This window comes from Shewanella sp. UCD-KL21 (assembly GCF_001957135.1).
GTDB lineage: Bacteria > Pseudomonadota > Gammaproteobacteria > Enterobacterales > Shewanellaceae > Shewanella.
In genome coordinates, this window is sequence record NZ_MPHK01000019.1 from 27,845 (window position 1) to 50,660 (window position 22,816).

Here is a 22,816-nt window from a genome sequence, read left to right on the forward strand (position 1 = left end):
TATTCCTCAGTCTTCGTGTACGTTATATTTTTTATCTAAAGCATTCGCTTTCGCTACATACACAAAAATCAGTGCAACAAACACATACATGGCACCTTGTTGTGCAAACCAGAATCCCAATTTAAAGCCCATGAAGTGGACTTCATTAAGAACATCAACCAGTAAAATACCGCAGCCAAATGATACTGCAGCCCAAATTGCCAGCAGCCCCAATACTAAACGTAAATTCTCACGCCAGTACCCGCTTGCTGTATCTTGATTTTCAAAACTCATAGTGACTCCCCAGTGCTAATTATTTTTTAAGTCGATAGTTAATCTAACAACTCAAAATGTGACCACAATCACGACCTTAGTCTAAGATTTGCTTTAGCTCGCCATAGAAAAAACAAAATAGTTGATTATTAACAATAGTTTAACTCGATAAATACTTAAGTTATGTCTAGATCCCCAATTAGGCTAATGTAGACCAAGGTCGAACTGAATTTAGTGATTGACTAAGATAAACAGCAGGAAAGTATTGCCTCAAATGGCTATTGAGCTCACAAGCAGAATTCAGATTTTTCACATTACCGGGGCCACAATATCGTTTCCACTTGAGTTAAATGCTTGACGAGTATAAAATTTTTACATAACAGTTCGATCACATGGTATTCGATTGCAGTTTCCTATAATAAATAAAAAAAACCTCCTGATTGCACTCTGTTTTGGCCTATTAGGAATGGTAATTAATTGCTACCCCATTCCAATATTCGCCAATGTCCAATTAGTGCTAGGTAATACTTTTACCGTTATTTCAGCTGTGCTTTTAGGCCCTTGGTATGGTTTAGTCACCGCCATACTCAGCGCAAGTGGATTAATGCTCACTTGGGGTAGCCCCCATGTATATTTACTATTTTGTACCGAAGCAATATTCATTGGCATTGCTCGCAGAAAAGGCCTGTTTCCCTTATATAGCAGTGGTATTTATTGGTTAGCTCTTGGTATGCCATTAACCTATATATACATGGTGACACTTGCTGATTTTCCAGATAGCCACATGTTATTCGCCATTATCAAGCAAAGCATCAACGGTTTAATTTACGCTGGCTTGGCGTCACTGTTCATCTTGTTTATTCCTAATACGTGGCAGTTAAACGACACAAAAACCAACCAAAAACGTCGTAGTTTTAACGCTCAAGTCACCTACTTTATGACGTTAATGATCACCCTTTGCTTGTTATTATCAGCACTGACTTTTAATTATTTGTTTCTTGAAAAACAACAAGAGTTACTGAAGCGAAATTTAACTGACACCACCGAACATATTAGTACGGCAACCGAGCAATACCTTAATGAACATAAAATGGTCATTGATTATGCGGCAGATTTAATCAGCTTAACGACGTCATCCTACAGTGAATTACAACAAGTTTTAATCAAACTGCATCAGCATTATCCTAGTTTTATTACTATGCTGCTGGCAGACACTGATGCTCAAGTGATTGCCGCAAGCCCCAGCAGTATTATGCTCAATAAAACAGGGCAACCACTGGATTTATCAATTTCAGATAGAGACTACTTTATTGAGTCTTTTTATAATCAGCGCTTGTTTGTTTCGCCTGTGTTTAAAGGCCGCGGTTTTGGTGACGATTCAATTATCGCCATTAGTGCGCCTTTTTATCACAATAATGATCAATCAAAGGTCAGTGGAATTATTGAAGGCTCGCTGGATTTAGCGTTCTTTTCTAAGATAGATAATCAAAATGGAACAGGGGATAAAGAGTTTATTATCATCGTTGATAACAATAACAACATCATTTATTCCACCCCTTCTCTAAACTTAAGCACTCACGTAGAATTTACCTATTCAAATGAAAAAGGAAATTACCGCACCAGTTTAAATGTGATCAATATTCACAACTTAACCGCCACATCACCTGAATACGTGTACATCAGTAATCGACTAAACAATGGTTGGAAGTTGTATGTATTACAGCCACTGTCTCCGTTAGTTAAAACCGCCGAAACACAAATGCTAGGCACCTACTTGATGCTATTCATCTCCATCATTTTGACCTTTTTAATCTCCTCCAGAGTGTGTCGTTTACTCACTAACTCATTAGAAATTGTGGCTAATCAATTCGGACAAATCAGTGGTACTGAATTAAAAGAACAAATTGATAATGAAAGTACATCAGAGGAAGTATATAACCTGTACAAGAGCCTCACCGCCAGTAAACGTGACTTACTTAAGCACCAACTGGAGCTAGAAGAAACTGTCGCGATTCGCACCGATGAGCTTGAAAAAGCCAATCAAAAGTTATTGGCATTAGTGGATAAAGATCCACTAACTGGGCTTTATAATCGCCGTTATGCAGAAGATAGATTTGATAGCTTGCTGGATTTTTGTCTGCGAGGTGAGCATGCCATTACCATTGCTATCCTTGACTTAGATTACTTTAAACAGGTCAATGATAGCTACGGTCATTTGGCTGGGGACGAATGCTTAAGAGTCGTATCTAAACTATTAAAACAGCAATTTAAACGCGATACCGATATCGTTTCTCGCTATGGTGGTGAAGAGTTTATTTTGATATTGCCTTTATCCAATGCCCTTAAAATTGAGCAGCATCTCAATCATTTTAGAGAACAGTTAGCCAAAGTAATAATTAACTCGCCAACGGATGAACAGCACTTTTCAGTCACCACCAGTATTGGCGCGATAACGGCTAACGCCAACTTTTCTAAAGACATTGATCACTGGATAAAAGTTGCAGATGACAACCTATACAAAGCAAAAGAGCAAGGGCGAAATAAAGTCATTATTGATGTGATTAATGATCCAAGTGACCCAGAGTAGCCCACTAACGTTTCATATCAAAACCATAATCGCTAAGCTAGTGACGAGTTTAGCTACCGCGATAATCACGGCTCAATAAACTGCTCCAATCTATCTAACATATACGGATAAAATGGATTCCATTTCTGTCTTAACATTTCTGCGGCGGGGATCCCAAACAAGCCCCGCTCACCTTTAAAGATTGCCTGCCCTATCTGAATATGCTGACTTTGAGGCTGATAATGTGGCCCGTATAAGGGATCATTTTCAGGAAAAGGTAAGGCAACATGGGATAATGAAAACACCCCAGCAGGCCACTTCAGCGCTAACTCTACAGCATCTAGCTCCTTGCTCTCAATCAAGTTTTGCTCTTGCACTCCATGCTCAGATTGCTGGCTATTTTCAATTAAACTTAAACGGTAGTTCATGGGCATATTGAGCCAAAGTGGCCCCATTTCGTTTAACAAGTTTTTAGTGATCAATTGATGATTATTACGGTTACGATTGATATCAAATATCACTAAGCTATGCTTATCTGAGGGTAAATATTGATACAAATGCTCGACCACCGCGTTAGTAGAAACGGTATCATCTGCAATTGACTGGAAGGTTAAAATAGGAGGAATATTGGCTAATTGCTGCTTTTCAAATTGTTTTATTAAATTTTGATTTCTTTCAGCCAGTTGATAAACAACGTCACCGGCATTGACTGCAAATGAGATATATTTAAAAGGGTCGTATTCAACCTCAATGGTATTCCAAAACAGCTTTTCTTGATTGATTAAACGCCCTAACCTCGCTTGCCACTTTGCGCCTGCAGCAATGGGCGCTAAGCCTATGGCTGGCGAAAGAAATATCATTGCTTGATAATCTGTAGGGTTATTTACAGCAATCGCTTCCAGTTGAAGATTTAATGCCAGTGCTGCACCGGTAGAAAAGCCCACCACATATAAAGGTTTGCCGGCCAGTTTTTGCTTCATGTGCTCGGTCGCTAATGCTACGGCACTGGCTAGATCTGGCCAAGTGATATCTGCCAAGCCTGCAGGAATAGTGCCGTGCCCTGGTAAACGTAACCCTAAAACATCGGCTGAAGCGCTAAAATGTCGCGCTAGGTTTGAAATCGCATAAGGGGAGTCTGACATACCATGGATAAATAAAATGCCATATTTGGCATCGGGGTTTGACCACTCAAAAGAGCGATTCCAGTTTATATCCCATTGATTTGGATCAGATAAGCTATTGGCTTCGTAACGATTAATAGGTGAAGCCAGCTTAGGAGTGTATTGCTGGTATATTTTGCGGTCTAACTCATCAAATAGCTTTTGTTCAAGGTCAAGGTATTGGGAAAACGCTGTTAAGCCAGACTGTTGATGATATTCACTTTTCAAGCGTGTTGTATGCCAAATCTCTAATTCTGAGCGAGCCGTTAAAAACCACACCACGGCGGCGATAAAAAGCAGTAAACTGGCAATAAAACCATAAATAGCAAAAAATAACAGATGTTTAGTCGAACCGATTACTATTGCTTTCATTCGCCAGTCCTATGGAATTAATTTTTGTCCGTATAGTTTTAATGATAGTCTAAAAAGAGTCTGAATTTACAAATAATAATATGCCATCAGGCCGAAAATATTGAGTAGCAAACCCACAATGAAACCAACTCAACCAAGCATTCATACAAAGCCTGCTGATATCGCAAATAACGCGACTAAGCCAAACGCCGAGCTTAGCTCAAAAGCTATTTTATTAGGCTCTGAAAAAGCTGAAATCACATTCTATTTGCCAACGCCACCTAAAGTCTCCAAAGCATGGCATTGGCAAAATACAAATGCTATCGAGCAAATCATTAACGATAATGGCAATCATTGGCGAAAAATATTTACTATCATGGCTAAGATTGCTGTTACTGCTAAAGCACCAGATACATGGCGAGATTGCCGCAACCAATTATTTAATCCGCACGCTGCTGATGATTTAAAGCGGGTAGATTTTAGTCAATGTAACATTATCATTAATGCCACTAAGCTTAGTGTGAATAGCCAAATTCATATCATTTGTGGCCAAGCGGCATTGGCTAATATAAGCGATAAATCGTTTATAGCTGCGTTAACTGCCATAGACGAAAGCCAAAAAATAATGGCGCATGAGCAGATACTCATCACGCCATATTTAGATTACCGCCAGTTTCCCAATGTATTAATTGAGCAGCTTAGGCGCTATTTATTTAAGCTCACTTAAACAATCATTGCTCTAAGCTAGTGGGAAGTTAAATTAGTCATAAATCGTCGGGATAGGTTGACGCTTATGTTGAGTGCGCTGGTAAATCGCAATAAGTTTATCTTCAACATAGCTATCAACCTCTTTGCCTTCTAGGAAGTCATCGATTTGATCATAGCTTAGCCCCAATGCCACCTCATCTTCTAATTGCGGTTTATCCTCTTCTAAATCCGCCGTTGGCGCTTTGGTTACTAATATCTCTGGCGCGCCAAGGTAACTGGCTAATTGGCGAACTTGACGCTTATTAAGACCAAACAAGGGCGCTAAGTCACAGGCGCCATCACCAAATTTAGTATAAAAACCGGTAATATTTTCAGCGCTATGATCGGTGCCAATCACTAAGCCGCCAGTCAGGCCTGCAATATGATATTGAGCAATCATTCGCATACGGGCTTTGACGTTACCTTTAATGAAATCAACATTATCATTATTAGCGACTTGAATGCCGGCATCCTCAAGACCTGAAACCGTTGCGTTATGCACACCAATAACCCCATCAGCAATATTCACTGTTACCTGCTTTGAGGGTTGTATAAATTGACATGCAAGCTGAGCTTCATCTTCATCTTTTTGCACTTGATATGGTAAACGCACCGCAATGAATTGGTAAGCCTGCTGTGGGTTTTCAGCATTTAAGCTGTCTACCGTTAACTGGCATAATCTGCCGGTTACAGATGAGTCAACACCACCACTAATCCCTAATACCAAACAATGGCTATGAGCCTCTATAAGTTTGGTTTTAAGAAATGCTACTCGGCGCTCGACTTCATAAGCAGGTTCAATCGCCTTAAGTACTTTCATTTCTCTTAAGATTTGTCCCTTCACAATGCTCTCCAATGTATTTTTAAAACCAGAATTACTTAAAATGAGGTATGTTTCTGTATATTCAACATCCTACTGAATTTTTCAGCGTCTACCAAGTACTTGTTTATCTTGATGCAAACAAAAAGGGCAATCACCACTTGGTGATTGCCCTTGATTTTGTCACTGATTATATAAGTATAAAACCTGTCTGGTTATCTTTCCCAGTATGACTCTTCTAAGCTATCTTCGCGCTCAGGTAAACCACGAGATAATCGTGGGCTATGCTGGGCTAATACTTCATAAGCAACGCGGTTAGCATATTTACAGACTTGCGAGAAAGATGAGTAACACAGGCCATCACGCTGATGCTTACTTGAACCCGGCACATTGGTTTTATGGAAGGTATTAGCAGCTAAATCATGGAGTAACGCTGATAGCGCCCCATCACCGGCACCGTTGGTATTGCGAATATAATCTGGTCCACCCATATAAGGCGAGATATGAGCGTACACTTTAATCGGTGTGGTGCAATCAGCTTTACGCTTAGGGCGCGAGAACTCATAACGGTTAAATTCAGGAATTGCGCCCGGTAATAATAAATGGGCTGTGGCTCTTTTTTCAGAGTCTTCAGTATAGCCTGCGGTATATAAGCCTAACGGCCCTGCGGTACACAACACCATATCACACCACTCTAAGGCCGCTTCGCTGGCTAATAGCGGATCGCTGAAACCCGTTAAGGCTTCGCCTTCGTCTTCATTCATCGCCAAAATTGTCACATTATCACGAATGAAATCTTGCCACCATTTAGGGTCTTCTTGAATTAAGAAGCGGGTACCTAAGGTCAATACCACTGGCACATCGGCTTCTTTGGCAAATTTAATTGCTGTCATTGCCGCTTCAGTGATTAAATCACCTTCGCTGGCACGCATTAAATACGCGGTTAAAACTAGCGCTGAACTACCTTGAACCACGTCTTTATTAATATATTCTGGGGTTAGCTTATCCATTGCACCTTTGCTAATTGCAAAGGTACGTTCACCTTCAGCAGAGATCAAAGTAAAACAACGACCGATAGGGCCATCGACTGGCTGCAGGTAGTTTAGATCCACTTTAGAGGAGGTATTACAAAGGTAGCGATAGGCATAACTACCGACCATGATATTTTGGCTCATCACGCCAAATAATACCGAACGGTCATCAGCTAAAATAGAGTAGTTATGAACGGTATTACCAATGGTGCCACCAGCAAATTCATCGCTGATCATCTCATTGTTTTTTAGTTCATTATAAAGTTCGTGAGCTTGCTGATCATCAATAAGAGTTGAGTTGCCTTTTGGAAGCCCATAACGGCCCAATAGCTCATCTTCGACTTTTGCTTCAATATCCACAAGAGTTTGGTCAATACCACAAATATAGGTCGATACAGACTGCTCTTGCTGGGTTAACTGAGCCAACAATGGGTCTCGGTTGTTTACTGGGAAATAGTGCTTAGATTTGCGTTGACCAGGGAACTTCATCTTAAACTCTCTTGAGTAGGCATCCATGCAATAAGGATTATGGGTTATTCACAGCTTTTGAAAACAGTAACGCTTTAATAGAAACGTTCTTATTACCAAACGCTAATTTTAACACAAATACAATCAACACCAAGATAGATGTCAATCATTCTCAGTTTTTGTGACGACGATTTTATTTATGACATAAAAAAACCTGCAATGCAGGTTTTTTTTATAATTCAACAGTATAAAAATACTACTTTGTAGGTATTAACCTAGTAACTGCTTTACTTGCGCGCTAACAGCGGCAACAGTTTGAGTACCATCATACTTAGTGTATTGAGTGTTACCAGCAGCTGCGACTTTACCGTAGTATTCTACTAGCGGCTTAGTTTGCTCATGGTAAATACCAAGACGTTTACGTACAGTTGACTCTTCATCATCTGGACGGATAGATAAGTCTTCACCAGTGACATCATCTTTACCTTCAACTTTAGGTTGGTTGAAGATAATGTGATAAACACGGCCAGAGCCTGAGTGAACACGACGACCACTCATACGCTTAACAATTTCTTCGTCTGGCACATCAATTTCAATCACGTGATCGATTTCAATTCCGTTAGCAACCATAGCGTCTGCTTGAGGAATTGTACGAGGGAAACCATCAAGTAAGAAACCCTTTGCACAATCATCTTGGGCAATACGTTCTTTAACTAAACCAATAATTAGGTCATCTGATACTAACTGGCCCGCATCCATCACTGATTTAGCTTCTAATCCTAACGGAGTGCCAGCTTTAATTGCTGCACGCAGCATATCACCAGTTGAGATTTGTGGGATACCGTACTGCTCCATAATGAACTGAGCTTGTGTACCTTTACCGGCACCAGGGGCACCCAATAGTATAATGCGCATCTCAAAAGTCCTCTATATTGCTTTCATATTTTTAGGCGGCGATTTTCGCACATTTAGACTGTCTTTAGAAGGTAAAACCTCAAGATTTAGACCAATATCTAATACGAAAATTTTCCGTGTTTAATACAGTAAACTGTATAAACGGCGGCGATACTGACTGGCTATGGCGTTGCCTTGCCCTAGTGCTGTCAATATTTCCATAAACACTTGTTTAACTTTTCCATCCGCAGCGGATAAATCTTTTTCTAAAATGGCAAATAAACACTCAAGTGCCTCTTCGCCGCGATTAGCTTGATTCAATGCTTTGGCCAAATCGATACTCAGTTCAATATTATCCGGCTGCTGTTGTAATGATTGTTGTAACTGACGAATTTCAGGGGTATCAGCGGCGTCTTCAGCTAAGGCTAACTTGGCTTTTAAGTTTTGATAGTAACTGTCTTGATCTGCAAGGCCTATGGTATCCAATAAAGTCTTAGCTTCAGCCAGTATGCCTAATTGTAAATAGACATCGATGAGCACTAAGGCCACTTGCGCTTGTTGCTGAGATTCAGCAAAGGCACTTTTCAGTAATGCTAAGGCTTGTTCTAGTTTTTCATCGCTTGGCTTTTCAATACCTGCTTCAACCAAAATCGCTTTGGCAGCATTAAAATCTGTTACCCATAACGCAGGAAGATGCTTATCAAGTAATTCATTCACTTGCGCTGCACTTTGCACCCCAGCAAAACCATCAACCGGCTGACCTTTACTCAGCACTAAGTGCGTAGGTAAACTCTGAATTTGGAAGTAATTAGCAATTTCTAACTCAGCTTCACAGTTCACTTTGGCAAGGATAAAGCGCCCAGCTTGCTCATTGGCAATCTGTTCCATCACTTGTAGCATTTGTACACTTTGCGGTTGCTGCTGTGCCCAAAATGACATCACCACAAAGTTATCCATCGAAGCATCAACAATCTGCTGAATGTTTTCTTTAGTTAAATTAATAATATGTTCCATATTGATTCCTTTTAACTATTTCGTGATAGCTAACAAAAAGCGGGCCTAAGCCCGCTTTATTGCAATACTAATGACTATTTTAAGCTCGCCACTAGCATTTGGTTGGTTAACTTAATGAATGCAGATGGATCCGCTAAGCTGCCCTTTTCTGAAAGCTGAGCTTGTTGTAATAACAAATCTGCCCAGTTAGCAAATGCTAGCTCATCTTGCTCGTCGTTTAGACGCTCAACCAGCGGATGCTGCGGGTTAATTTCAAATGTCGGCTTAGACTCAGGTACAGGCTGACCAGCTGATTGCATAAGCTTAATCATTTGCGATGACATTTCACCTTCACCGGCAACCACACATGCAGGGGTATCGGTTAAGCGAGAAGTCACTTTAACGTCTGATACTTTACCTTCTAGCGCAGTTTTAATACGTGATACTAATGACTCAGCTTCGCCAGCTAACTTTTCTTGAGCTTCTTTTTCAGCAGCATCTTCAAGTTCACCTAGCTCTAAATCACCACGCGTCACTGAATGCAATTTCTTGTCTTTAAATTCTGTTAAGTGGTTAATTAGCCATTCATCGATTCGCTCTGACATTAATAGCACTTCAATGTCTTTCTTACGCAGTAGCTCTAGATGCGGGCTGTTTGCTGCCGCTTCATAGCTATCAGCCACGATATAGTAAATCTTATCTTGGCCTTCTTTCATGCGGCTGATGTAATCATCTAATGACACATCTGTCACTGCTGAATTGTTATGGGTTGAAGCAAAACGCAGTAAACCAGAAATACGCTCACGGTTTGCGAAATCTTCAGCTGGGCCTTCTTTTAATACTTGACCAAATTCAGCCCAGAAAGCTTGATACTTTTCAGCATCGTTTTTAGCCATTTTTTCTAGCATGCCAAGTACGCGCTTAGTCACACCAGTGCGCAGTGCTTTCGTTACACTGTTATCTTGTAAGATTTCACGCGATACGTTGAGTGGCAAATCATTTGAATCGATTAAGCCTTTAACAAAACGTAAGTAAGTTGGCATAAACTGTTCAGCATCATCCAGTACAAATACACGCTGTACAAAAAGTTTTAGACCATGCTTAACGTCGCGGTTAAACATATCCCAAGGGGCTTTAGTTGGGATGTATAATAAGCTGGTATATTCTTGCTTACCTTCAACACGGTTGTGAGACCAAGTCGCTGCATCAGCATAGTCGTGAGAAATATGCTTGTAGAACTCTTGATATTCTTCATCTGAGATATCTGATTTGCTACGAGTCCAAAGCGCAGTGGCTTTGTTCATTGGCTTCCACTCGCCTTCAGTCGCTGGGATTTTCTCGCCATCTTCGCCATCAGTTTCTGGTAGGCCAGCTTCAAACATTTCTACTGGTACTGAGATATGATCAGAGTACTTGGTAATGATTGAACGTAGACGCGTATCATCAGCGAATTCTTTTTCTTCATCACGTAGATGAAGGGTAATTTCAGTACCACGGCTGTTTTTAGTGATGGTATCAACGGTAAAGTCACCTTCACCTGCTGACTCCCACAGTACCGCTTGATCAACTGCTGCAGCTGCTGCGCGGGTACGTACAGTTACTTTATCAGCAACGATAAAAGCAGAATAAAAACCTACACCAAATTGACCGATAAGCTGCGAATCTTTTGACTCTTCACCTGATAAATTTTTAAAGAAGTCTGCAGTACCTGATTTTGCAATCGTACCTAAATGTTCAATCACACCATCACGTGTCATACCGATACCGTTATCTTCAATAGTAACAGTGCCTTTTTCTTGATCGGTACTAATACGAACACGCAGTTCAGTATCGCTTTCGTATAATGCGTTATCAGTTAATGCTAAGTAACGTAGCTTGTCTGCTGCATCCGCAGCATTTGAGACTAGTTCACGTAAGAAAATTTCTTTATTTGAATATAAAGAATGGATCATCAGATGTAGAAGCTGTTTTACTTCGGTTTGAAAGCCATGCGTTTCTTGTTGAGACATGAAAATTTCCCTTGTTTACGTTAATACATCAACCATGTTGTAACCAACACGGTATAAAAATCTTTGTTACCTAGGAAATGGGGCGCGATAAATAGAATTCAAGGGGAAATTATTTTATTGCTGAAAAAAAACCATGAACTGGCGAAATAACTAGCGATTAGCAATCGATTTAAGCTAAAAACAGCCAATTTTGAAAACAAAAAAGCCCAGCTTACTAACTCATAAGCTGGGCTTTAAAATAAGATACAAGTTCACAACTACAGTTCGCAACTACAGTCCGCAACTATCATTCATAACTACAGCGGAATACGGCCATTAAATGATAATGCTAACGTGGTGCTATCAACATACTCAAGCTCGCCGCCAACAGGTACACCGTGGGCGATTCGGCTGATCACTACATTATGTCTACGGGCCATATCGGCAATAAAATGCGCCGTGGCATCACCTTCTACTGTCGGGTTAGTCGCTAAAATCAACTCTGTGACATCATCTGATGCAAGGTGTTGCTCTAATAACGCTAAGCCAAGCTCTTCAGGGCCCACACCATCAAGGGGTGATAAATGCCCAAGTAACACAAAATAGCGGCCGCTAAAATGGCCACCGGCTTCAATGGCTAACACATCCGCTGGGGTTTCAACCACACAAATCACTTCTGAATTACCCCGTTTAGGGCTACTACAGATCGGACAAAGCTGCTCTTCTGTAAAGGTACGACAGGCTTGGCAATGCCCCACTTCACTCATTGAACGTTCTAACGCACTGGCTAATTTATGGCCTTGTTTGCGGTTACGCTCTAATAATTGAAACGCCATGCGTTGGGCTGATTTAGGTCCGACACCCGGTAAGCAGCGCAAAGATTCGATAAGCTCATCAACCAGTGGACTAAATTTCATAAATACTTCATTGCCTTATTTTATTAATTAAGCGTGCTGTTTTAAGTTAATAAACCATTCAATCAGCATCAATGTGCGTATGGTACTGTAATTATGATTGCGACAAAAGAATGATGTTATCGCTAATGCTATTCACAACACCGATCTCGTCAGCTCGGTTAGCGTTTCTTTGTCAGTATTAACTGGTCAGTATTAACTGTTGCCAAGGCTAGCTTGCTAACTATTAGCGCTTGGTATTAGCGCTAGCTATTGGTGCTAGCTAAAATCACTAGGACTTAGCACTAGGAGTTAGTATCACTTTCGGGGTGATAACTGAATACCTGATCTAGCGGCAGTTCAAACACTTCAGCAATTTTAAAAGCCACTTCAAGGGTGGGTGAATACTTATTAGACTCAATAGCCATCACCGTTTGCCTAGTGACACCAATTAATTCAGCAAGCTGTTTTTGTGTCATTTCACCATTTAAAAAACGCAAGGTGCGGATAGCGTTAGAAATCGCCGGTTTACTCATAAATATCCCCTGTACGCCCCTTGTATAGCTGCACCCCATAAAATGCCAGCTCAGCACACAAAAAAGCCACCACTAAAATATGCAGCGGCGCATGGGCAAAGCCCAATTGTGATAGACCAAGCTCATTGGCTTCAACACTGTATTGCACTATGGCCAGTATCACGCCCACATTCAAAATAATCGCTGAATACTTATAGCCAATGAGATTAATTTGTTTTTCGCGTACATCCATAGGTTGTGACAGTTCATCATCTGTGATTAGCGCCAAAGCAATGTAGCTCACCACCATTAGCACTACTGAATAGATAATAATTTCTAAGAAAACACCAGAGAGCCACTGTATTGAAGCTAATTCTTCTGGGCTAGCATGAAATAAGCTGCTGCCATAAAAATAGAAAATATAGCCCGTTACCAGTAAATCAACGGATAAAGTGACTTCTCTAAAACTGGTTTCTTGCAGCCATTGTAGCAATTTTTTTGCATTACTCATGTTAATTAAACCCCACTTGATGTTAACTATTTTTGACATGCGTTTAGTTTAGGATAATAAATAACCATGTCAAATATTTTTAACCTCGGGTTAACAAATTAATACTTTCTCACTTATCTATCTGCGGGGTGATTAACGCCATCATTGAGGACAACATCATCAATATCAAAAGGATTAACGCCTTCTAAGCAGCCAATATTATAGCCATATTCAGTGGGGTTAGAGCGGCGTTGATGGTGGGTATAAATGCCGCAATGGCGACAAAAATAGTGTTTAGCGGTGTGGCTATTAAATTGATATAGCTTAAGCGCATCTGCGCCTGTTATTATTTGAATTCCGTCTAATGGGACAGAACCTACAATGGCGCCTTTTCTGCGACAAATTGAACAATCACAGCGTCTTGGCTTTTCAATTCCATTGGGTAAACTCAGCGCAAGTACCACTGCACCGCAATGACAACTGGCTTGATGTGTAGGCTTGATAACGGTTTTACCGACCTGCTTCAACATACAATATCCTTATAATTATCTTATATTTATCTGAGCGTTATCTGAATTCTGCTCTAAGTCATTTTTGATTTTCTGCTAACACAATTATTACTAACTCGCGTCCCTTTAGAGTTCACTTTATCATCATTGTAATTGTCACAAATTCTAAAAAGTTTAAATTCTTTTCCACTCACTAAGTTCTGAGCAAAATTATTAGAATAATGATACCCGAATAAAAACATCGACATAAAAAGTCGCCAGTTATTGACTTAATTGTGAGAAAATACCTTAAAAGCTACATCAACTGAATAGTTAACAGAGAAACACCTATGTCTAAAACATTTGAAATGACCGGTATCATCCATAGTAAAGGCGATACTACAACCTTCGGTAATAACGGCTTTACCAAGCGCGAGTTTGTCTTAAAAGCGACAGGGCCGGATGAAAATTCGAGTTACCCTAACTATGTCGCTCTTGAACTGATTAAAGATAAATGTGCTTTACTAGACCAATATAATATTGGCGATGAACTTGAAGTCTCATTCAACATCAGTGGCCGATTATGGCAGGGACAAGGTAAACCTGAAAAGTGTTTTACAAGCCTACAAGCATGGAAAATCAGCCACGCTCAACAATCAAATGATCAGTTCAACAATGACAATCAAATGGATCAGTCATTTGATGAACAAATGGACCAGTCATACGATGAACAATCATTTAGTAACCAACCAGCTGGAAATCAATCATATGGTAATAAAGCATCTCAAAATACACCATCGCCTTCCAAGCCAATAACTACCCCAAGCTCAGATAACATTTGGGAAGACGATATCCCGTTTTAACAGACGGTTAATTTATAAGTGTCAAAACAACAATGTTATACCTTTGCTGATGGGTAATTATATTCAACTAGCGAACCCTTAGGGTTCGTTTTTTTTATCCAAAAATGATGTTCTGCCATCAATCTTCAAACTAGTCCAAACCAACTAAGTAATGATGCGAGTTATTTACGCAAACAAAAAAGCTCAAGCAAATTGCTTGAGCTTTTTTTAGCTAGTTTGCCCCCCTATTTGACCCCAACGCTACGAACCTGCTGGCATAACTAATAGAAACAACACGATAGCGATTATAACGGCATTTTCATTCCTGTTAGTGACATAGTTTTAAAGCTATCCAATTTTCAGTAAAAGCTCAGTTAATTATTGGTTATCCAGATAACGATTCCATTGTGAAGCCTTGATGATCTCATTAGCACCAGCCCATGCAAAGCCTGCCCGATAACTAAAATGACCTTCAGTATCGCTGGTAGTCATTATCCACAGGTGACTTTCATCTTTAACATCACTTGCGACATGTTTAATCTCGTTCACTAATTTGGGCTCGACTATTGCGCCAGTGCCAACACCTATCCCGTCAATTAATTCCCATGTTGATATACGCCCGGTTTCTGGGTTGCTAAAAACGTTAGCTTTTTCATCATGAGTGGTAACACCCAGTGCGATGGGTAAAACAGCAGCTTTACCATTTAGTAAGAATACCGAGTTAACTTCAAATAACTGCTGCCCTAACTTTAATGAAATATTCTTGCTCTCATTAACCAAACCAAGCGGAGTATCCCACTCATATAACAAGGTAAAGTTAACTTCAGCACCCTTATTCTTATGTATATTATAGCTTTTATAACTATGAGAATAATAAGGTTTACCTTCGAACCAAATAGCAGTACTGCCCACACCTCGGCTTGTTCCTGTATGGTATGGATCATAGCCTTCGCCGCGGTCAGTATGGTATGACAGCCCCTCTAAGTGTGCTTTATACCACTTATCGATAATCGGATAATCCACTTTTTTAAACCATGCATCGACACCACTTGCATGACCTTTAAGTGGCGCCGCTGGCCCATAAACCCTAAAAGCAACTTTGTCATTTTCCCAAGCAAAATCATCACTTCTTTCAGGTACAAAACGTCCGTAAGCCATTACCTTAGGCTTTACGATATTAGCCTCGGTTGTATCTAGTTTATTATTTACAGATTGGTTATTTACGGATTTATCGTAACTACAGCCTACAAAAGTTAAGCCAATCAATACCGTAAAAACGCAGCTACAAAATTTATTAATAGACATGTCTATTATCTCCATGCTGGATAAATTGAAGCTCTATTGAGCTAATGCTAATTTACGGATATTGGCCTCTAAGAAATAAAAATCAGCGTAAACAATAGAGGTATTTATTTCACTCGCATTGGGCATGTTGCCAGTGGCTTGTACCAAGGCAAAACCCAGTTCAAAGTCACGACCTTTGTTGCTAAGCGTTAAATATTTTGCAGTTAATTCAGCCATAATTCTATCGCCAAGTTTAATGGATTGATCACGAAGATCTGTATTAGTCGTAAACTTTGCTAGACGATAAAGAGCTGATGCATAAAGTGCTGCTGCTGAGGTATCTTTTGGAATATGATTAGCATTTCGTTGATAGGACTGACTTCCACAAGGCAATACTTTATCGCCTTGAATGAATGGCTGATTATAAGCTGAAGTCATAGTTGATAATTCATTAATAGTCGCTGTAGATAAAATGTCTTTATCTATTTTTACCGGCTTATAGCCATTATATGGCAAAATATCAGCAGCTATTTCAAAGTCACACAAATCTAATATCCGAGAATAATGTGTGGTATCACGACTTTGATCTTCGGCTATTTCAAAAGCATTCTCTGCCGAAGCATAATAATCCCAAATAGGCACTGGATCATTTTTCAAAAAATGTTCAATAGCGTTAACTAAGTTTGCAACATGGATATCAAAATTAGGCAAAGACATTTCAGCGTCTTGTTGTTTAAGAGCCTCAATTACAGTGACATAACCATATAATGACCAGCCCTGTCCTCTCGCCCATGCTGAAATATTGCCTACCCCCTGCCAGTTTCCAGGACGCATAGAGTCATAGTCAAATAAATGGTAAGCGATGGGATATTGATCTTTTTTGTCATCCGCAGCATAAAAATATTGGTGATAATAAGTTTGATCTGCATGGCTAAAGGCAAGTTCTCTATATTCAGTGTTACTGCTACTCATTAAGAACTCTAAATTCATCATATTGTCTACGATGACAGGAAAAGTCCAAGGGTCTGCCAGTTCCATATTTTTACTTAATACTTTACCGTTCTCTAGGTAATGAGCTGGATATGTCGGCCCCCAATCCCATGATTTAATCACACCTTTATCTTTATCAAACCTCGACGCCAAGGTGGCTCGGCCTACATCTAATGCTTTAGTGTACGCATTCCTTTCAGCAGTCGTTAGGCCATCATATTCAAGTGCTTCACCAAAAGAGTCATACAATATAAAACCCAAATCATGAGTTGAACCTCTTTGTGTTTCAGGCATTAAGGCATCTTGATAGAATTTAGCTTTTGCTAATACTAATTGTTGTTCGTCAGCAGGAAAGTTCTTTATTTTATCGTTAGCAGCTAATAGCTTCCATAATAAACCGGGATAAAAACCATTAGTCCACTTTGCAGGCTGCTCTAGATATATTTCTCCGTCCTCTTCTGCACGCGGAAAACATATATTGTTGTCATTAGCACAGGCAGCAGCAAATTTTACATGGTTATTATTATCTATATGACCAATCATTTTCACATATTGATCTTTTATAAACGCTAAATTTTCCTTAGCCATCGTATCTGTAAATTGTGTTTCTAGAATAGAATCACTTTTTATACCCAATTGAGAAGTATATTCATTATCATGATTTGCACATCCCCAAAGACTGATACTGATAAGTAAACAAAGTGTTTTTTTCATATTATAGACCTTTATTAATACTTTAATTTTGTAATTTTTACGATGTTAATATTGGTAATACCACCATACCACACGACCCAATTAATTAACAAGCGGATAGCATTACGAACTTCATATAATTTACTATTAATTCATACAGATAGCTTTCACACACTGCACATAGAGGTGTAGTTATCTTATTTGTGGTAGTGTGTTTTAATGAAAGATGGGGATTCACCACGTTTAAAAACTGATTTCATTTAAAAGAACGAAAATATTGAGATATAAAATAATACCTTATGATTATAAAGATATGACTTCATTAATTTAGAGGGAGTAATTAATAATAAGTAATACTTAATAACAGTGCTTTAGACGCTATAGGCGGATGTTTATATTAAAACAAACTCACCTATAACGAATAAAGCATATTAAGAGTTAGTGCTTATAAAAATTTATATTTCATCGATAGCGCATATACTCGTCCATCATAATTCGTAGCACGTGGTTGCCATTCATTATTTTGATACTCTTCATAAAGGGTATCTGTTAAGTTATATGCTTTTAAACTCACGGTGAAACTGTCAGTGAAGTTATAATATGCAGAGGCATCTAAACGCCCAGCGGCTTTTACACTTCGATCACCTGAACCATTTGACGTTCCTACTGTTCTTAAATCATATTCAGAACGGTAGTTATAGGCTAAACGAACACCGTAGTTCTCTTGCTCGTAATAACCAATAACATTGAAGGTGTCTTCAGAAATCCCTGGCACACGAACTTCATCAGAATCATCTTGGGTTGTTTTTGAGTAGTTAAATACACCACCAAAGCCATTCCATGGATACGATAAAAAGTCTAGATTTTGCTGTATAGATAATTCATAACCTTGAACTTTGATCGTGTCTTCGATGTTAACGGTTCCACTTAGGCGTACTTCATCGCCTGCTGAAACTAAATCTGCATCACTTAAATTATCATTGCCATCTGTACGACAAGTACCATCAGGATCTAACGTTAATGCCCCTAAATCTACCCCAGTTTCACTTAAGGCTGATGAGTCGCAAATAGATTGTGAATCAAATAAGTTTTCAATTTCTTTTTGGAATACCGCAAAACTGATTGAGCTACCTGGGCGGTTATACCATTCAAGCGATAAATCAAACGATTCAGCTTCAAATGGCTTAATACCAACCCCTGGTAAACTAACCGTAGTAAGTCCTGGAATATAATTGAAAGAGGCTGATGGATTTGCTGCGCGTAAATCCGGACGAACAAGTGACTGCCCATAGGCAAAACGTAACAGTAAATCATCGTCTTCATCTAAGTTGATCGCTGCATTGAAGGTCGGTAAGAAATGATCATAATCATCAGGGTATACGCCCTCTTCTAAATCATTAATATCACCTTGGCCTGCAAGTGGTGCTCGAGATTCAGTTTTAGATTCAATATAGCGACCACCTAAATTACCGCGTAAATAGTGATCACCGAATTCGAACTCATAATTAGCCATTAAATAGGCTGCATTGGTTTCAAGAGTGGATGAATACACTAAACCATCAGCTTGACGCCCGCCTCGAGTAATATAACCCGTTGGCGAAAATACTGGCTGCTCACCATCATTTGATGGTGAAATTTGATTAATATCAATGGTTGATAGCAACGCATTATTAACAGAATTAAAGTCAAATGAACGCCAACCATCTGCAGCACTTACAAAACCAGGAGCATCACCACCAAAAAATGAGTTTTCACTAACATAAGACGGATCAATCATCGCGTCTGACGTTAAAATACCAGTAGGGTCTACGCCAACTGGAGAACCTTTAGCATATTCAGAATCTAATGACGTATCAGCATAACGGTAACCAAAACGAACACTCTTGATGAAGCCCTCTTCGAAATCACGTTCAGCATTAATTTCAAATGCATTGCTTTCATGTTCAATTTTTTCATAGTTACCGGTTAGTAACATGTACAAGCCATTGGCACCTGTGGTGTTAGTCACTGCAGTATTTGCAACTTGTGTTTTAGGTACCCATGTTGCGCCATCCCAATCCATTGAAGTATCGGTTCCGGTCAAATCCATGTTGAAGTCACCAATATCACCTTCACCAGTATAAATACTGCCATCAACGCCTGATGGACTATTTATACGTGAAGAAATAAGGACTTGAGACCACTCATTCTCAGCAGATGATAAGGTTAATGCACCATCAAGCTTCCACATCCCGATTACGTATTCAGCATCAAAAATATAAGCTTCAGCTTCTTCTTTTTGACCTTCACCGCGATTATCAAAGTAATAACGGCTATTATTAAAATCTACCCCTGATAATGTGTAAATAGGTTCACCATCGGTACCTACTTGACCTGTATCACGTGGAGCATATTCAGAACGCGGTGTAATACCAACCGTTTTTTGGTCCAAACGCATTTCAAGTTGCTCAAGGCGAGACTCATCAAGTTCACGTTTAGTGATAATGGTATTAAAACCCAGTTTTAAGGCATCAGTCGCTTGGTATTCTATACCGCCTGAAAATGAGAAACGGTTACCTGAGTTGGTTTCGCTTTGTTGGCGATATTCACCAGGCATTTGTATAATAGCATTGTCAGGTAAATTGTTTGCAGCTTTATATTCTGCAAAAGTGCCGCTGTTATTACCTTGATCAAATTGTTGTTCTGATATGGTGTCATAAGCATTAATACGTACAACATCACGTCTAAAAGATTGATCTGAATAAGCAAATGTACCATTGATGGCTAATTTATCTTCGATAAGGTGCTTACTACCTGATATAACGCCTTCACCATCGACTTTATCTGCTAATTCTTCGTAACGGCCACCAAGCTGTAAAACTAACGAATCTTTTCGGCTTAATGCACCTTTTAAACCTTGGTCGATAGTACCTGAGATACCACCTTCAATCATATCCGCAGACAGTGACTTAACCACTTTTAGGCCACTAAATACTGACGGGTCATATGCACCAAAAGGGTTACCTGGACCAAATGCGTTACCGCTAGCATTTCGGGTTGGTGTTGCGATTGCTTGACCATTTGCTGTCGTTAATACAAAACCAGAAGGTAATCCGCGTAAGTTAACACTAGATTCTCGTCGAGAACCTTCACGGTTTAATTGCACACCGGGAACGGCTTGTAATGCTTCGCCCATATCTAGAGCAGGCAAAGAACCAATGTCTTCTGCTGAAATACTATCGCTAATTTCATCAGAAGATTTTTTATCAAAAAGTGCTGATTCTAGATTTTGCTTAAATACACTTCTGACTTCTAAAACTTCAATATCATCTTGTTTTTTTGTAACTGACTTATTTTCCGCATCGTTGACGACATCGGTAACAGCATCAGCTGCGAAGCCATTACAACAATAAAGTGCGATTACACTACTCAGTAGAGTGCGTTTAAACGTCATCGACTTTTTAGGTTTAATTAAATCCATTACATTCCCCATTATTTTTGTTTAATTATCATTTCTATGCATACAGCTCCCCCTGCACATAGGTTAATTTATCACCTAAAAAACAAAAGGCAAGGCGGCCGTATGGCAAAGTGGCCTTACCAAAATACAAGTGTAACGATAACTACATGATATTAATTAACATTTAAAGCTAAAAAAATTAACATTTATTTTCTGTTTTTAAGCCGATTTGCGTGAATTTGACATTTTTAGCTGTAAAAACGTTACTTGGGAGTGTTTAAAATGGTCAATAAAATGTATGAAGCCAGGCAATAAAAAAATGTTAAGCCCTTGAGGTAGGTATAGTCATCATTGATAATATTAATGATTAGAATAATTAAAGGCTGAGATGAGAAGCAGATATAAGGGGAAAATTAATTGCTGATGGTATTAGTTCAAATGGTACTGGAACAGATGATACTAGAACAAATTCATAGCTAGGCTAAAAGTTATAAAAACAGCAGCCAATCAGATATATAAATTGGCTGCTTGTGTTTTAATCTGCAAATTGGTGCACAAGCTTATTAAGGGTCTCTTTCGCGTCACCAAAAATCATCCGGCAATTGGGTTTAAAAAATAATGGATTATCAATACCAGCAAACCCTGTTGCCATACCGCGTTTCAACACAAATACATTTTTAGCTAAGTCAGCATTAATGACAGGCATTCCATAAATAGGACTACCTTGCATTTCTCTGGCAGCCGGGTTTACCACATCATTGGCGCCTATCACGATAGCAACATCATAATGTGCTATCTGCGGGTTGACGTCATCCATTTCAAACAGTTGCTCATATGAAACATCGGCTTCTGCCAATAGGACATTCATATGTCCAGGCATTCGTCCTGCGACTGGATGTATCGCATAAGCGACTTCAGCACCATTTTTTTCAAGTATCTCCTGTAGTTCTTTCATTGCATGCTGCGCTTGTGCAACCGCAAGACCATAACCAGGAATGACCAATACCGATTGAGCCGCCTCAAGTACAAAAAAAGCGTCATCAGCTGATAGCGGCTTTATTTCTCCTTCTATTTTTATGTCATTGGTGACAACAGCTTTAAAACCAGACGTTAATACATTAACCAAAGAACGATTCATCGCTTTACACATAATATTGGTTAAAATAATCCCACTGGCGCCCACCAGAGCTCCTGCGACAATCAATAAGTTATTTTCCAAGGCAAAGCCTGCTGCACAGGCCGCTAAGCCAGAATAACTATTGAGTAATGAAATGACGACCGGCATATCCGCCCCGCCAATTGGCAATACCAACATCACGCCCATTAACAATGCCAAGCCAATGGCCAAGTAATGCCAGGTTGTTAACTCAGGCTGTGTAATGACCAAATAACCTACAACACAAATCGCAATAATTAGGGCCACATTAGCAAATGCTTGACCTTTAAATACAATGGGTCGACCCACTATACGTTCACTAAGCTTTGCCCATGCAACAATACTCCCAGAAAACGTAACTGCGCCAATAAGTAAGGCAAGGTAACTCACAAAGAGCACAAAATAACTCAACTGGCTTTCGCTAATAATCGCTGCGTAAGCTATCGCTAAACTTGCTAAACCTCCAACGCCATTAAATAATGATACCAGCTCAGGCATAGAGGTCATCGCCACTTTTTTTGCTGCGAAAACGCCTATCGCAGACCCAACAACGATAGAGGCTAAAATGAGTTCAAATGAAATAATACTACGGTCGAGTAAAGTCACCACCACCCCAACGAGCATGGCTAGCGCAGATAACAAGTTGCCCTTGCGTGCCGTTGATGGATGACCTAACAACTTTAATCCAAAAATAAATAGCAAAGTACATATAACGTATACTGCATTGATAAGTATAGAAAAATCATTCATGTCTTT

The 22,816-nt window shown here is 39.6% G+C and carries 18 protein-coding genes; 3 read left to right on the forward strand and 15 right to left on the reverse strand.

Annotated elements, in window-relative coordinates:
* Positions 1–6 precede the first annotated feature (6 nt).
* Complete coding sequence (locus tag BM739_RS15565; protein WP_076542242.1) at positions 7–273, reverse strand: DUF4212 domain-containing protein; 267 nt, start codon at positions 271–273, stop codon at positions 7–9.
* A 445-nt stretch (positions 274–718) separates the two neighbouring features.
* Here BM739_RS15565 and BM739_RS15570 point away from each other — a divergent pair, with 445 nt between their 5' ends.
* Positions 719–2,839, forward strand: coding sequence for a diguanylate cyclase (locus BM739_RS15570; protein ID WP_083698195.1), 2,121 nt, complete (start codon positions 719–721; stop codon positions 2,837–2,839).
* 65 nt (positions 2,840–2,904) lie between these two features.
* Here BM739_RS15570 and BM739_RS15575 read toward each other — a convergent pair whose 3' ends face one another.
* Positions 2,905–4,350: a carboxylesterase gene (locus BM739_RS15575; RefSeq protein ID WP_076542246.1), complete on the reverse strand. Its 1,446-nt coding sequence runs from the start codon at positions 4,348–4,350 to the stop codon at positions 2,905–2,907.
* Positions 4,351–4,468: 118 nt separating this feature from the next.
* On the opposite strand from BM739_RS15575, the gene BM739_RS15580 reads away from it, so the two are divergent.
* Positions 4,469–5,056 carry a hypothetical protein gene (locus tag BM739_RS15580; protein WP_254843565.1) on the forward strand — a complete coding sequence of 196 codons (588 nt, stop codon included), beginning with the start codon at positions 4,469–4,471 and terminating at the stop codon, positions 5,054–5,056.
* 33 nt (positions 5,057–5,089) lie between these two features.
* On the opposite strand, the gene nadE is transcribed toward BM739_RS15580, so the two are convergent.
* The 9 genes from nadE to BM739_RS15625 form a co-directional block, all read right to left on the reverse strand.
* Entirely contained in the window at positions 5,090–5,920 is an 831-nt protein-coding gene (gene nadE / locus BM739_RS15585) for an ammonia-dependent NAD(+) synthetase (RefSeq protein WP_076542248.1), read from the reverse strand.
* Between the two features lie 191 nt (positions 5,921–6,111).
* Entirely contained in the window at positions 6,112–7,416 is a 1,305-nt protein-coding gene (locus BM739_RS15590) for an inosine/guanosine kinase (protein ID WP_076542250.1), read from the reverse strand.
* 249 nt (positions 7,417–7,665) lie between these two features.
* Positions 7,666–8,310, reverse strand: a complete 645-nt coding sequence (adk, locus tag BM739_RS15595) for an adenylate kinase (RefSeq protein WP_076542252.1) — start codon at positions 8,308–8,310, stop codon at positions 7,666–7,668.
* A 120-nt stretch (positions 8,311–8,430) separates the two neighbouring features.
* Positions 8,431–9,303, reverse strand: a complete 873-nt coding sequence (locus tag BM739_RS15600; RefSeq protein WP_076542254.1) for a tetratricopeptide repeat protein — start codon at positions 9,301–9,303, stop codon at positions 8,431–8,433.
* A gap of 74 nt (positions 9,304–9,377) precedes the next feature.
* Positions 9,378–11,291, reverse strand: a complete 1,914-nt coding sequence (gene htpG, locus BM739_RS15605; protein ID WP_076542256.1) for a molecular chaperone HtpG — start codon at positions 11,289–11,291, stop codon at positions 9,378–9,380.
* A gap of 296 nt (positions 11,292–11,587) precedes the next feature.
* Positions 11,588–12,187, reverse strand: coding sequence for a recombination mediator RecR (gene recR, locus BM739_RS15610; RefSeq protein ID WP_076542258.1), 600 nt, complete (start codon positions 12,185–12,187; stop codon positions 11,588–11,590).
* Between the two features lie 281 nt (positions 12,188–12,468).
* Positions 12,469–12,699: a helix-turn-helix transcriptional regulator gene (locus BM739_RS15615; protein WP_076542259.1), complete on the reverse strand. Its 231-nt coding sequence runs from the start codon at positions 12,697–12,699 to the stop codon at positions 12,469–12,471.
* A complete protein-coding gene (locus BM739_RS15620) occupies positions 12,692–13,189 on the reverse strand; it encodes a hypothetical protein (RefSeq protein WP_076542336.1) in 498 nt (165 codons plus the stop codon). The genes BM739_RS15615 and BM739_RS15620 overlap by 8 nt, the downstream gene beginning before the upstream one ends.
* A gap of 113 nt (positions 13,190–13,302) precedes the next feature.
* Complete coding sequence (locus BM739_RS15625; RefSeq protein WP_076542261.1) at positions 13,303–13,698, reverse strand: GFA family protein; 396 nt, start codon at positions 13,696–13,698, stop codon at positions 13,303–13,305.
* 308 nt (positions 13,699–14,006) lie between these two features.
* Here BM739_RS15625 and BM739_RS20035 point away from each other — a divergent pair, with 308 nt between their 5' ends.
* Positions 14,007–14,519 carry a DUF3127 domain-containing protein gene (locus BM739_RS20035; RefSeq protein ID WP_083698196.1) on the forward strand — a complete coding sequence of 171 codons (513 nt, stop codon included), beginning with the start codon at positions 14,007–14,009 and terminating at the stop codon, positions 14,517–14,519.
* Between the two features lie 357 nt (positions 14,520–14,876).
* Here the strand turns inward: BM739_RS20035 and BM739_RS15635 are convergent, their stop codons facing one another.
* The 4 genes from BM739_RS15635 to BM739_RS15650 all read right to left on the reverse strand — a co-directional run bounded on the left by BM739_RS15635 (position 14,877) and on the right by BM739_RS15650 (position 22,810).
* Positions 14,877–15,803, reverse strand: coding sequence for a DUF4861 family protein (locus BM739_RS15635; protein ID WP_076542262.1), 927 nt, complete (start codon positions 15,801–15,803; stop codon positions 14,877–14,879).
* 33 nt (positions 15,804–15,836) lie between these two features.
* A complete protein-coding gene (locus tag BM739_RS15640) occupies positions 15,837–17,486 on the reverse strand; it encodes a glycoside hydrolase family 88 protein (protein WP_076542264.1) in 1,650 nt (549 codons plus the stop codon).
* Between the two features lie 424 nt (positions 17,487–17,910).
* Complete coding sequence (locus BM739_RS15645; protein WP_076542265.1) at positions 17,911–20,925, reverse strand: TonB-dependent receptor; 3,015 nt, start codon at positions 20,923–20,925, stop codon at positions 17,911–17,913.
* A 514-nt stretch (positions 20,926–21,439) separates the two neighbouring features.
* On the reverse strand, positions 21,440–22,810 hold the full coding sequence (locus BM739_RS15650; RefSeq protein WP_076542268.1) for an NAD(P)(+) transhydrogenase (Re/Si-specific) subunit beta: 1,371 nt from the start codon (positions 22,808–22,810) through the stop codon (positions 21,440–21,442).
* Positions 22,811–22,816 lie beyond the last annotated feature (6 nt).

Excerpts from the sequence above, each read along its gene's own strand:
- BM739_RS15565 (WP_076542242.1), bottom strand. The coding sequence starts at position 273 with ATGAGTTTTGAAAATCAAGATACAGCAAGCGGGTACTGGCGTGAGAAT.
- BM739_RS15570 (WP_083698195.1), top strand. The coding sequence starts at position 719 with ATGGTAATTAATTGCTACCCCATTCCAATATTCGCCAATGTCCAATTA.
- BM739_RS15575 (WP_076542246.1), bottom strand. The coding sequence starts at position 4,350 with ATGAAAGCAATAGTAATCGGTTCGACTAAACATCTGTTATTTTTTGCT.
- BM739_RS15580 (WP_254843565.1), top strand. The coding sequence starts at position 4,469 with ATGAAACCAACTCAACCAAGCATTCATACAAAGCCTGCTGATATCGCA.
- BM739_RS15590 (WP_076542250.1), bottom strand. The coding sequence starts at position 7,416 with ATGAAGTTCCCTGGTCAACGCAAATCTAAGCACTATTTCCCAGTAAAC.
- adk (WP_076542252.1), bottom strand. The coding sequence starts at position 8,310 with ATGCGCATTATACTATTGGGTGCCCCTGGTGCCGGTAAAGGTACACAA.
- BM739_RS15600 (WP_076542254.1), bottom strand. The coding sequence starts at position 9,303 with ATGGAACATATTATTAATTTAACTAAAGAAAACATTCAGCAGATTGTT.
- htpG (WP_076542256.1), bottom strand. The coding sequence starts at position 11,291 with ATGTCTCAACAAGAAACGCATGGCTTTCAAACCGAAGTAAAACAGCTT.
- recR (WP_076542258.1), bottom strand. The coding sequence starts at position 12,187 with ATGAAATTTAGTCCACTGGTTGATGAGCTTATCGAATCTTTGCGCTGC.
- BM739_RS15615 (WP_076542259.1), bottom strand. The coding sequence starts at position 12,699 with ATGAGTAAACCGGCGATTTCTAACGCTATCCGCACCTTGCGTTTTTTA.
- BM739_RS15620 (WP_076542336.1), bottom strand. The coding sequence starts at position 13,189 with ATGAGTAATGCAAAAAAATTGCTACAATGGCTGCAAGAAACCAGTTTT.
- BM739_RS15625 (WP_076542261.1), bottom strand. The coding sequence starts at position 13,698 with ATGTTGAAGCAGGTCGGTAAAACCGTTATCAAGCCTACACATCAAGCC.
- BM739_RS20035 (WP_083698196.1), top strand. The coding sequence starts at position 14,007 with ATGTCTAAAACATTTGAAATGACCGGTATCATCCATAGTAAAGGCGAT.
- BM739_RS15635 (WP_076542262.1), bottom strand. The coding sequence starts at position 15,803 with ATGTCTATTAATAAATTTTGTAGCTGCGTTTTTACGGTATTGATTGGC.
- BM739_RS15640 (WP_076542264.1), bottom strand. The coding sequence starts at position 17,486 with ATGAAAAAAACACTTTGTTTACTTATCAGTATCAGTCTTTGGGGATGT.
- BM739_RS15645 (WP_076542265.1), bottom strand. The coding sequence starts at position 20,925 with ATGGATTTAATTAAACCTAAAAAGTCGATGACGTTTAAACGCACTCTA.
- BM739_RS15650 (WP_076542268.1), bottom strand. The coding sequence starts at position 22,810 with ATGAATGATTTTTCTATACTTATCAATGCAGTATACGTTATATGTACT.